This window comes from Candidatus Methylomirabilis sp. (assembly GCF_028716865.1).
GTDB lineage: Bacteria > Methylomirabilota > Methylomirabilia > Methylomirabilales > Methylomirabilaceae > Methylomirabilis.
Map to the genome: position 1 here is coordinate 1 of NZ_JAQUOY010000046.1, position 10,551 is coordinate 10,551.

Here is a 10,551-nt window from a genome sequence, read left to right on the forward strand (position 1 = left end):
GCGCTCAAGCTCTACATCCGCTTCTACAACCACCACCGCCTGCACTCTGGCATTGACTACCACACGCCGGAAGAGTATGAGGGATTGGTGACGTGAAGTCGTGTCCACTTTTTCGGGGGAAGATCCCGGGCCGGTCGTTTTCACCACGCCCGGCGTCAATGAGTACAAGGTCTTCGCCGTAATCTCCGGGTACAAATCTGTCGATCAGGGTGTTCTTGCCGGCGGACAACAGGTCTACGCAGGTGCTGGGCAGCCGCTCGTGGTCCCGTACAACACCGGCATTATCGTGGCTTGGGCAATTGACTTCGCCGTTCAACTTGCTCGCGGCAATCCCATCGGAGTACCTTGCGTGGCTGCTTAACATCGGCTTGGAGCCGGCGGCGCGAAGATCCGCGCGCGCCGCGGCTCAAGCCGCACGTTGGACGGACCGCAAAAGCGCTAGCGTAGTGTCCCAGAAATCCCTTTACATCCCGTTCGTGGTGAGCTTGTCGAATCCATGAACGGAAGTTATTGATATTATTCACCCTTCGACAGGCTCAGGGCGAACGGAATATGTCAAGATGCGTTAGGGACACTACACTGATATGGACGAGCCAGTCAAACCCGTCGTTACATCGTGGGTTGTTCTCTCGGGACCATCCCGGCAGAGTCCTGACCACGGCGGCGAGGCGAGGCTCGACGGTGAATCAAACTGATATTCGCGTGTTACACGCCAGCAGGCATGCAGGGACGCATGATGTTGATTCGTCGGGAGCTGCCTCGATCTAGGGACGTGCGTCATGGTTGGATGCTCACCCCCCACTGCACATAGTGTAGCCGAGGGTTCTCCGTACCGGTGCCTCACCGCCATGGCCAGGTCTCGCCAAGGACCCGTCACGCGCTTACGCCGATACCTCCTCCGGCACCTGCTGGGCGATCGCCCAGACGAACCCTGCCAACTCCCGAGCGACCGCGACGACCGCCACCTGCGCGGGCTTTGTGCGGCGGATCAGCCGCCAGAAGGTGCGATGCAGCCGTGCCTGTGCCTTCCGGGCAATCTGGACCACCTCCGAGGGACTGCCCTGGCGCCGCGCGGCGAGCTCACGGCTCACCCCCGTGCCATACCGGGCGCTCCAGGCCGCCTCCACCAGGATCCGGCGGGTGGGCATTGCCCGCCTTCGTGATGCTCCCTCGGCGGACCATCCCGCCCGAGCTGCGCTCGGCGGTGACCGCCCCGGTGTAGCTCATGAACGCCCGCGCTCGAGGGAAGCGGCGGAACTCCTGGGTCTCCACCGCAAGCGTCACGGCGCCCAACGTGTCGATCCCCTTCAGGCACCGCAGGGCCTGGACCAGAGGTCGGTAAGGCGCCTGCTGGGCCAGATCTCCCACCTGCTGGTCCAAGACCGCCAAGTGCGCCTCCACCTCTTCGAGTGCGCGCAGGTACGCCGCGAAGGTCTGCTGCAAGGCTGGCCACGCGAACCGTTGGCTGTGGAGCCAGGCCCGATGGGCTACGCCCCACGCCTTCGTCTCCCGGTAGAGCCGCCCCTGTCGCAGGAGGAATTTCGCCAATCGGTGCCGGGCCCGCAATCGATCCGCCAAGACGTCCTCCCGGACGCGGACCACGTCGCGGGCCGCTTCCTCGGCCCGGGTCGGGATCCGGATGGCCGTCAGCTCCCCCGCCCGATAGAGACGCGCAAGTTTCTCGGCGTCCCGGCGGTCGGTCTTCACGCGGTCGCCCGGCCGCACTGGCGTCAAGGCCGGGGCCACCACCGCGCATGGCTGGCCCAGTGTGGTGAGCTGCCGCTGGACCTCGTAGCCGCAGGGGCCCGCCTCGTAGACGAACGCCACGGGCCCGCTCGCGGCGAGCCGGGCCACCAGGCGCTCGACCGCCTTGGGGACGTTCTCAATCGTCACGGTCTCCCGCGTCCGGTCCGCACCCGGGGGGAGCACTGCCGCGACCACGGTTTGCTTGTGGACATCCAGACCCACAACTGTGCTACCATGAGTATTCATGAGCCGGCACCTCCGTATGTGGATAGGCTCCCCAGCCCCATGCTAGGGAGTAACCCACGGTACTACGCAGGTCGCCGGCTCGTCCATTATATCTAGTTGCGACTCAAGGAGGCATGTATGGCCAATCGGCGGATGTATAGCCAGGGGCCTTATCGCGTTCAGGCCACACTGGATGATGGGACAATTCACGCGGTCAATATCTCGTTGAGGTAGTTCAGGGTGAAAGTCGTTTGAACCCATATTGCGTGAAGTGAGGATTGGACGGAAAGGGTTGTGCCATCAGCCATGTGCGTGCGATGGTGTGGTGCAAGCGGATCAGAAGCAGGGTGTGAGTCTCGATGATCAAGACATTGGTCGTGAAAGGCCGGCATCCCTCGACTTGCATTGTGCGCCAGATCCGCTTGGCCTCTTCGTGATTGTCATCGTGACGATTCGCTCATGCAACAAGCGCACTCGTGTCTACGAGGACCGGGACCCGATGAAGAGGATCTGGTTGAGGACGGCGGGTCATGGCCGCCTTTTTGAATCGGCCAGGTAGTCGTCATGATGGCTTGAGAGGTCCTTTGGGCCGGAGAAGATGCCCACAATTCCGGAAATATCTATTCGATCGGCAGATGGCCAGGAGCTGGGCGTACTCTGATAGCGCATGGGCCGCTGCTCATGCTCTAGACGTTCGGCGAAAAATGAGATAAAGGCTGAATGAAAACCACGAAATATTTCGACCATGTGCGGACGCGACCCGACCGTGCTATCATTAGAAACGAATGGATCGCAGAAGCGATTGATAACGCAATAGAAACAATGATTTAGTCCGACGGGAGAATCAAGAAATGGGTATTCATCAAGACCGTCGGACGGTATCTTCGAGTCATCCTACTGGAGGACGGTAAAACGGTCCACAACGCGTTCTTCGACAGAGGATACACGGAGAAGGGCAAATGAAAGTAAAATATTTCGCCGACACCGATACGGCCCTGGTCGAGTTCACCGAGAATCCGGTAAACGAAACGAAGGAGATCAGCGAGAACATCTACGTGGATCTTGATGCCACGGGCAATCTCGTCAGCATGACCATCGAGCATGCCAAGGCTAGCGCAGGTCTCAAGGAGTTCTCCTTTGTTGAAGTGGCCGGAAAAGCATCCTGAAAAACGCTGAACAAGGCGTTGTAGCCAACCTGTCACGCCTGCATTTCGCCCTATCATTCCAATTCCGGATGGAGAGGTCTGTCCATAGGCTGGCGGCAGGCGCGCCAGGCGGCTAAACGCAACGTTGGGCGGGTCGCAAAAGCACTGGTTGCGATTCAAGGAGGGATTTATGGCCAGAGCGGCGAATGTATAGCCGGGGGGATGTATCGCGTTCAGACCACACTGAATGATGGGACAATTCACACAGTCAATATCTCGTTGAGGTAGTTGAGGGTAAAAGTCGTTTGAACCCATATTGCGTGAAGTGCTCATCGAAGCTAAAGGTCCAGCGGCTGATGGTGCTGAAACTTAAACCCAGTTCCCGGGCTAGCCGTTCCTGAGACCATCCTAATTGCTTCCGAATCTGTTTGATCTCTTCCTTGGCTTGCCCCGCATTCGTCATATCGGCGAAAGCCGGTATCTAGAGAGCCCGACTGGATTCTGTGTCAAGCACGGAATGACGGGCCAGAACAGAAGACGATACCCCGCAGCTTGCACAGGGGTCGTTTATTCGGGGTAGTCACGCTGCCCCAAATCCAGCCGATCGCCTGGGAGCAGTGGGGGCTTTCTGAGGGGGCGGGCAAGAGATTGGCTGCGGGCCAATAGAGGGATAGGCCGCAGAAGCTGGCAGCGTTTGTCGGTCAGAATCGTCTTGACCGGTTGGGATAAGTGTGGGAGATTCCAAGCACAATCGCTATCGAGAAGTGGAGCCGTCTTCGGAGATAGTCCGCCAGCCTTTGTCGGCCTCTAAAGCGGCTCACTTGATAGATGGCGTGGTTCCGGCGCTTCGCGCCGGCCATCCATCGGATGCAACGGACAGTCGTCCACGCGAGCACGCTCACGCGTTCGCCTGCGGCTGATCTGCAGCGCCGTTCGCCTGTTGAAAAGTCGAGAGGAATCTGATACGGCATGCCCATGAAGCCTGACGACATACTGCGTGATTTGTCGGCACGTACCGGGAGGGCAGTTGCCTACTACTGGAAGACTCGGACGGGGCAGCAAGATAGGCAGCGGGAGACCGGCAAGGCTGACCAAGGCCTGCGTAGTGCTGTCACCGGTGGCGCGCAGATGGATGGATTCATCGACCTCTTCACGGAACTGATAACAGCGGCCGGGATTTCGGAACGGTATGTCTTCAGGAAGAAGGCTGTCGAGTTGCCGGGCTTCTTCCGCCCAACCAAGGAGTGGGACCTGCTCGTGGTGCGCGAGAAGGCGCTTCTTGCCGCGATCGAGGCCAAGTCCCAAGTCGGCCCATCCTTCGGCAACAACTTCAACAACCGGACGGAAGAGGCGATCGGAAGCGCCCTTGACCTCTGGACCGCGTACCGCGAGCGTGCCTACCTTAGCAGTCCCCAGCCTTTTCTTGGCTACTTCTTCATGCTGGAGGACTGCGTCGCCTCCAACCGCCCGGTCAAGGTCCAGGAGCCGTTTTTCAAAGTCTTTCCCGAATTCGTCGGCGCTTCGTACATGCGCCGCTATGAAATTTTCTGCCGCAAGATCGTACTGGAACGGCATTACACCGCAGCGGCATTCGTTTCGTCCACATCAGACGGAGGGATTGAAGGACGCTTCTCGACGCCGGCGGACGACCTTTCCGTTGAGCGTTTCGCGAAGACCCTCACGGCCCACTTAGCCGCCTTTGCGTGAACTTATGGCCACCACTATTCACAGACTGATCAACGGCGATGCGAGGGAACTCGTGTACCTGGATGATGCTTCGGTTCATCTTGTCATCACGTCTCCCCCTTATTGGAACCTGAAACAGTACAACGAGAACCCGGACCAACTCGGACATATTCAGGACTACGAAGCATTCCTGTTCGAGTTGGAAAAGGTTTGGCGGCATGTTTACAGAATCCTCGTGCCCGGGGGGCGACTCGTTTGCGTGGTCGGGGATGTCTGTGTCGCGCGCCGCGACTTTGGGCGCCACCTCGTCTTCCCCCTACACGCCGATATCTGCGTCATCTGCCGAAGGATCGGATTCGACAACCTGAACCCCATTATCTGGCATAAGATCGCCAACGCTTCTTACGAGGTTGAAAACGGATCGAAGTTCTTGGGGAAGCCCTACGAGCCGAACGCAATTATCAAGAATGACATGGAATTCATCCTCATGCAGCGTAAACCCGGCGGGTACCGAAAACCCACTAACCAGCAGCGCCAGGCAAGCCGGATTGAAAAGGATGTTTTTGACCGGTGGTTTCAGCAAATCTGGAACATCACTGGGGCCTCAACCAAACACCACCCCGCCCCCTTCCCATTGGAGCTTGCCACACGCCTTGTCCGCATGTTCTCCTTCACTGAGGATACGGTTATGGACCCGTTTTGCGGATCGGGGACGACGATGGTTGCGGCTCTGCGCACCGGACGAAATAGCATTGGCGTGGAGATCGATCCGGAATACTGTCGAATGGCCGCCCGATATTTAAAGGCGGAAACGGCTGACCTTTTCACGACGGTGGATCTTCGCTTTGAGAAAGCGCCTACCGAAACCGCTGCTCTCGTTAGAGAAGAGCCTGCTCTGTACGAAGTCCGGCCAGCCAAGAAGAAACTTGAATAACCGAACAAAGGGCTGGAGCCGATGTGGAAGACCGCGCGGCTCAGCCTTGGCGTTGGGCGGACCGCAAAAGCGTTAGTTGCGATTCGAGGAGGCAGTTATAGCCAGAGCGACGGATGTATAGCCAGGGGACGTACCGCGTTCAGACCACGCTGGATGATGGGACTATTCACACGGTCAATATCTCGCTGAAGTAGTGTTAGGGTGCAAGTCGTTTGAACCCATATTGCGTGAAGTGAGGATTGGACGGAAAGGGTTGTGCCATCAGCCATGCGCGTGCGATGGTGTGGTGCGAGCGGATCAGAAGCAGGGTGTGGGCCTCGATGATCAAGACATTGGTCGTGAAAGGCCGGCATCCCTCGACTTGCGAGTGTTCGCGCCGGACGCGGCGTATAACAACAAGAGCAAGGGTGACTGGTCTGTATATGAGCAGAAGTTTCTTGATCTGATGCGCCGACGCCAGATCGAGAAGGTCGACCACGCTGTGATCGCAGACGGGTGCCTTCTCTGCAGCGAGGACAAACCCCATCGCTGCCACCGGCGGCTGGTCGCCGAGTACCTCAAGTCGCACTGGGGCGACATCGAGGTCTCACATATCGTTTGACCGCGGGAGAGCAAGGCATAAGATCCACTGCGACTGGTGGCATTCATGGCAGCGCTGCCACTTTTCTCGCGCTACGTTCAACAGCGATGTAGGGAGAAGAAACGACGCCTAGTCTGCCCATGCAGCGGCCGTTTAATGTCGGCGTTCGGTGTTAGAATGAGGAAGCTGGCATGTCATAAACGGTAGACTGTAGGAGACCATTTGAAATTCAGTGAGTTGGTGAGACTGCTTGAAGCTCATGGATTCGAGCTGGTAAGGGAGAAAGGGTCCATCCGATATTATGGGAAGGCTGGCTGGCCTGCATTGATTCGGGTTGACTATCATGGGGCCAAGGAAGTGCCCAGCGGCACCTGCCATCATATACTGAAGTCAGCAGGAATACAGAAGGGAGGAAGCCATGATTGATCTGCCTTATTCTTTGACCATCGAGGCAACGGAGGAACCCGATTACTTTGGGTTTTTTTCTCCTGATCTGGAAGGATTTACGGGGATTGGCCACTCCATCGAGGACTGCGTGTATAAGGCGAAATGGGGAATGAAGGAACATATAGAACTGCTCGAAGAACGGGGTCTGCCCGTGCCTCCGAAAGCGAAAGATCCAAAAATCATCGTACAGAACGAAGTCAGATTGGCGGCATAGGGTTGTTCACCGAACCAACTGGTCCACCGGATCGTCGATAAATCCGGCTTGCTGCGAAGGCGCTCCATCACCGCTCTGGTCACGGGAAAACAGCTTGCCCCCTGTTGTCCTTCGCGCTAAATTATGAGTGTACATATCGGGACTTGGCTGTTTTTGGGGGTAGCAGGATCTGGTGGTGGGCGGAATAAAGGCTTAGCCGGTAATTGTGGGGGCGAGAAACCTAATGCCATACCAAGAGCAGGAAGCCGTGAGGCGACCTGCTTTTATCGTTTTGAGGAGGGAGGCCGATGGACGGGAAGAATTATATCGGTGGCAGATGGGTGGAGGCGATCACGGGAGCCAGGTTCGAAAGCCGTAATCCCGCCAAGTTCGATCAGGTACTTGGGACTGTGGCCTTGTCGAATCGAGAGGACGCTGAGCAGGCGATCGCAGGCGCGAAGACGGCTTTTGCCGGTTGGCGCGAGCTGTCGCGAATAAAAAGAGGGGAGTATCTCGAGCGATTCGTCGAGGCGATCAAAGCCCAGGCCGACGAGATCACTCGTCTCGTGGCATCGGAGGCCGGCAAGGCGTATAACGAGGCGAAAGCCGATGTCGTCGAAGGGATCCACATGGCGCAGTACATGTTCGGCCACGCGCGGCTTCCTTCCGGTCAGGCCCTCCCCTCGGAGCTCGCCGAGAAGGATGCCTACATGTTCCGCAAGCCGAAAGGGGTGGTGACGGTTGTCAGCCCTTGGAATTTCCCCTTTGCGATTCCCATCTGGCTGATTACCCCGGCCCTGCTCGAAGGGAACACGGTGGTCTTCAAACCGTCCGGGAACACCCCGTTGGTGGGGGAGAAGATCGTTGAGTGCTTTGAGCGGGCCGAGCTTCCGCCAGGCGTCCTGAATCTCGTCCAGGGCACGGGAGGGGATGCAGGGTGGCCCTTGGTGATTCACCCCGACGTCGAGGTGGTGCTCTTCACCGGCTCGTATGAAGTGGGATCACGGATCAAGGAGGCGTGCGTCAAAGACTATCGCAAAATGTACGCCTGCGAGATGGGCGGGAAGAATGCGATGATCGTCTGCCAGGATGCCGATCTTGATCTGGCCGTTCGGGCCGCGATACTCAGCGCTTTCAAGACGACAGGGCAGCGCTGCACTTCGGCTTCTCGCCTCATCATCCATGAGAGTCGGATGGAGGAGTTCGCAAGGGCCTTTGTCGCCATGGCGCGGCGGATCGTGATCGGCGATCCCCTCGATCCTCAGGTCTTCATGGGACCGCTTATTAACGAGGCGGCGATGAAGAAGGTCGGCTCCTATAACGGGCTCGCGAAGCAGGAGGGGGCCGATGTGCTCCTGGACGGCGGGCGCCTGGAGGAAGGGGCCTATCGGCACGGCTATTTCTTCAGCCCCTTTATCTATCGGATGGCGCATCGGAAAGATGCCAGGGTGCTCCATGAGGAGGTCTTTGGGCCGCATGTTGCCCTGATTCCCTTCCGAACGGTGGAAGAGGCCGTGGCCATCCACAACGATGTGGAGTATGGCTTGGCCTGCTCCGTGATCACCGAAGATTACCGGGTTGCCCGTCGTCTTCGGGAAGAGTGTGAGTTTGGCGTCGGGTACTGGAATCTGCCCACCATCGGGGCGGAGGTGCATCTGCCGTTCGGCGGGCTGAAGAAGAGCGGGACGGGCGTTCCGGCTTCGTGGCCTTTGTTGGATCTTGTGACGCACAAAGTGGCGTGGACCGTCAATCATGGTCGCGAGATCAGGATGGCGCAAGGCCTGAGCGCCGAGGTGTAGCCATGACCCGGCTGCTGATGTGTCGTCCCGACCATTACGGGATCTACTATGAGATCAATCCCTGGATGGATCGAAGGCGCCAGGCGGACCGGGCAGTCGCCGCGAGGCAGTGGGAGGCGCTCTATCGACTCCTCACCGAAAGGCTACAGGTCCAGGTGGAACTCCTGCCGCCGGTTCCGGGGCTGCCTGACCTCTGCTTTACCGCCAATGCAGGGCTTTTGGTAAATAGCCTCTTTGTGAGTAGCCGGTTCCGGTACCGTGAGCGCGAAGCGGAAGTTCCTCATTTCACACAATGGTTTGCAGAGCAGAATTACAGGGTCACTTGGCTTCCTGAACCCGTTTTCTTTGAAGGGGAGGGGGATGCACTCTTTTGCGGGAATGACCTGTTCGCCGGGTACCGCTTTCGTTCGGACCTCGAAGCCCATCATTTGCTGGCGGAGATCCTCGGGTCGCACGTCCATTCCCTGGAGCTGATCGATCCATGGTTCTATCACCTGGACACCTGCTTGTGTCCGCTGCAGCCCGACCGGGCTGCCTACTATCCGGAGGCGTTCAGTCCTGCCTCACAGCGACTTCTGAAAGAGACGATTCCTGAGCTTTTCTCGGTGACGGAGGCCGAGGCGAAACGGTTGGCCTGCAACGCGCTGGTCATCGGACGATCTGTGATCATCAACGCTGGCTGTCCCCACCTGGCTCGAACGCTCGCCGAGGCCGGGTATCAGGTGTACGAGGTCGAGACCACGGAGTTTCTTAAAGCAGGAGGCGGGCCCAAGTGTCTGGCCCTGTTCCTGGATCGGGACGGATCATGAACCATTGGATAGAGTTGGATAAACGGTATTTCATGGACACGGGTCACCGGCGTCTCGATGTGACGCTCGTCCGTGGCGAAGGGGCGAGGGTGTGGGATGAGGCCGGCCGGAAGTACCTCGACTTCATCGCCGGATGGGCCGCCTGCAGCCTTGGCCACTGCCATCCTGTGATTGTGGAGGCCATTCGAGAACAGTCGCAACGCCTCATCCTGGCGAGCCTGGATGTCTATACGATCCCCCAGATTGAGTTGGCTGAGCTACTCATCTCCTCGAGCGGCCTGGCCAAGGTCTTCTTCTGCAACAGCGGGGCTGAGGCAAACGAGGGGGCGGTCAAACTGGCCAGGAAGTATGGCAAGCTACACCTGAATGGCGCCTATGAGGTCATTTCGGCGCTGAAGAGCTTCCATGGTCGAACATTGGCGATGGTGGCCGCGACAGGCAAGCCGGAGTACCAGGCGCCCTTTACCCCGCTCCCTGTAGGGTTCAGACATGTCCCGTTCAACGACGTCGGAGCCCTGTGGGCCGCCGTCGGTGAGCGGACCTGTGCGATCCTGTTGGAGCCGATCCAGGGCGAGGGCGGGGTGAACGTCCCGCCCGAGAACTATCTGAAGGAGGTCCGTGCGCTCTGCGACGAGCGGGGCATCCTGCTGATCCTGGACGAGGTCCAGACGGGCTGCGGTCGAACCGGGACCATGTGGGCTCACGAGGTCTCCGGCATCAAGCCGGACATCATGACGGTGGGCAAGGGGCTGGGCGGAGGGGTTCCCGTCGCCGCGTTCCTGGCGAACGAACGGGCCGCCTGTTTCGGACCAGGCGATCACGGCTCCACCTATGGCGGCAATCCGCTCTGCTCTGCAGTAGCCGGTGCGGTCTTGCGGTTTATCATGAAGGAAGATCTGCCGGGCAACGCGGTACGGGTGGGAAGCTACTTCCGGGAGCGGCTCCTGGGCTTGCAAGAGGAGTGGGATATTGTGAAGGAGGTTCGGG

General features: G+C 58.8%; 12 protein-coding genes and 1 pseudogene. 10 read left to right on the plus strand and 3 right to left on the minus strand.

Annotation, left to right across the window (positions count from 1 at the left end; translation table 11 throughout):
* Nucleotides 1-100 precede the first annotated feature (100 nt).
* Nucleotides 101-361: a hypothetical protein gene (locus tag PHV01_RS12485; protein WP_337291486.1), complete on the plus strand. Its 261-nt coding sequence runs from the start codon at nt 101-103 to the stop codon at nt 359-361.
* Between the two features lie 520 nt (nt 362-881).
* Here PHV01_RS12485 and PHV01_RS12490 read toward each other — a convergent pair.
* Nucleotides 882-1,091: a hypothetical protein gene (locus PHV01_RS12490; protein ID WP_337291487.1), complete on the minus strand. Its 210-nt coding sequence runs from the start codon at nt 1,089-1,091 to the stop codon at nt 882-884.
* The gene (locus PHV01_RS12495) at nt 1,081-1,992 is read right to left on the minus strand and encodes an IS110 family transposase (protein WP_337291488.1); all 912 of its coding nucleotides are present in this window, start codon (nt 1,990-1,992) and stop codon (nt 1,081-1,083) included. Before PHV01_RS12495 ends, PHV01_RS12490 begins: the two co-directional genes overlap by 11 nt.
* 938 nt (nt 1,993-2,930) lie before the next feature.
* Between PHV01_RS12495 and PHV01_RS12500 the strand changes: the two genes are divergently transcribed.
* Complete coding sequence (locus PHV01_RS12500; protein WP_337291489.1) at nt 2,931-3,137, plus strand: DUF2283 domain-containing protein; 207 nt, start codon at nt 2,931-2,933, stop codon at nt 3,135-3,137.
* Nucleotides 3,138-3,384: 247 nt separating this feature from the next.
* Here the strand turns inward: PHV01_RS12500 and PHV01_RS12505 are convergent, their stop codons facing one another.
* Nucleotides 3,385-3,579, minus strand: coding sequence for a helix-turn-helix transcriptional regulator (locus PHV01_RS12505; RefSeq protein ID WP_337291490.1), 195 nt, complete (start codon nt 3,577-3,579; stop codon nt 3,385-3,387).
* A 506-nt stretch (nt 3,580-4,085) separates the two neighbouring features.
* Here PHV01_RS12505 and PHV01_RS12510 point away from each other — a divergent pair.
* The 8 genes and pseudogenes from PHV01_RS12510 to PHV01_RS12545 all read left to right on the plus strand — a co-directional run.
* Complete coding sequence (locus tag PHV01_RS12510) at nt 4,086-4,823, plus strand: PaeR7I family type II restriction endonuclease (RefSeq protein WP_337291491.1); 738 nt, start codon at nt 4,086-4,088, stop codon at nt 4,821-4,823.
* Nucleotides 4,824-4,827: 4 nt separating this feature from the next.
* Entirely contained in the window at nt 4,828-5,736 is a 909-nt protein-coding gene (locus PHV01_RS12515; RefSeq protein ID WP_337291492.1) for a site-specific DNA-methyltransferase, read from the plus strand.
* 397 nt (nt 5,737-6,133) lie between these two features.
* Nucleotides 6,134-6,337 (plus strand): annotated as a pseudogene (locus PHV01_RS12520) (DUF488 family protein); the annotation flags it as partial.
* Nucleotides 6,338-6,556: 219 nt separating this feature from the next.
* Nucleotides 6,557-6,742 carry a type II toxin-antitoxin system HicA family toxin gene (locus PHV01_RS12525; protein ID WP_337291497.1) on the plus strand — a complete coding sequence of 62 codons (186 nt, stop codon included), beginning with the start codon at nt 6,557-6,559 and terminating at the stop codon, nt 6,740-6,742.
* A complete protein-coding gene (locus PHV01_RS12530; RefSeq protein WP_337291493.1) occupies nt 6,735-6,977 on the plus strand; it encodes a type II toxin-antitoxin system HicB family antitoxin in 243 nt (80 codons plus the stop codon). Before PHV01_RS12525 ends, PHV01_RS12530 begins: the two co-directional genes overlap by 8 nt.
* 287 nt (nt 6,978-7,264) lie before the next feature.
* Entirely contained in the window at nt 7,265-8,755 is a 1,491-nt protein-coding gene (locus PHV01_RS12535; RefSeq protein WP_337291494.1) for an aldehyde dehydrogenase family protein, read from the plus strand.
* 2 nt (nt 8,756-8,757) lie between these two features.
* A complete protein-coding gene (locus PHV01_RS12540; protein WP_337291495.1) occupies nt 8,758-9,564 on the plus strand; it encodes an amidinotransferase in 807 nt (268 codons plus the stop codon).
* Nucleotides 9,561-10,551, plus strand: a 991-nt coding sequence (locus tag PHV01_RS12545; protein WP_337291496.1) for an aspartate aminotransferase family protein, incomplete at its 3' end; no start/stop codon positions are given. The genes PHV01_RS12540 and PHV01_RS12545, both read left to right, overlap by 4 nt.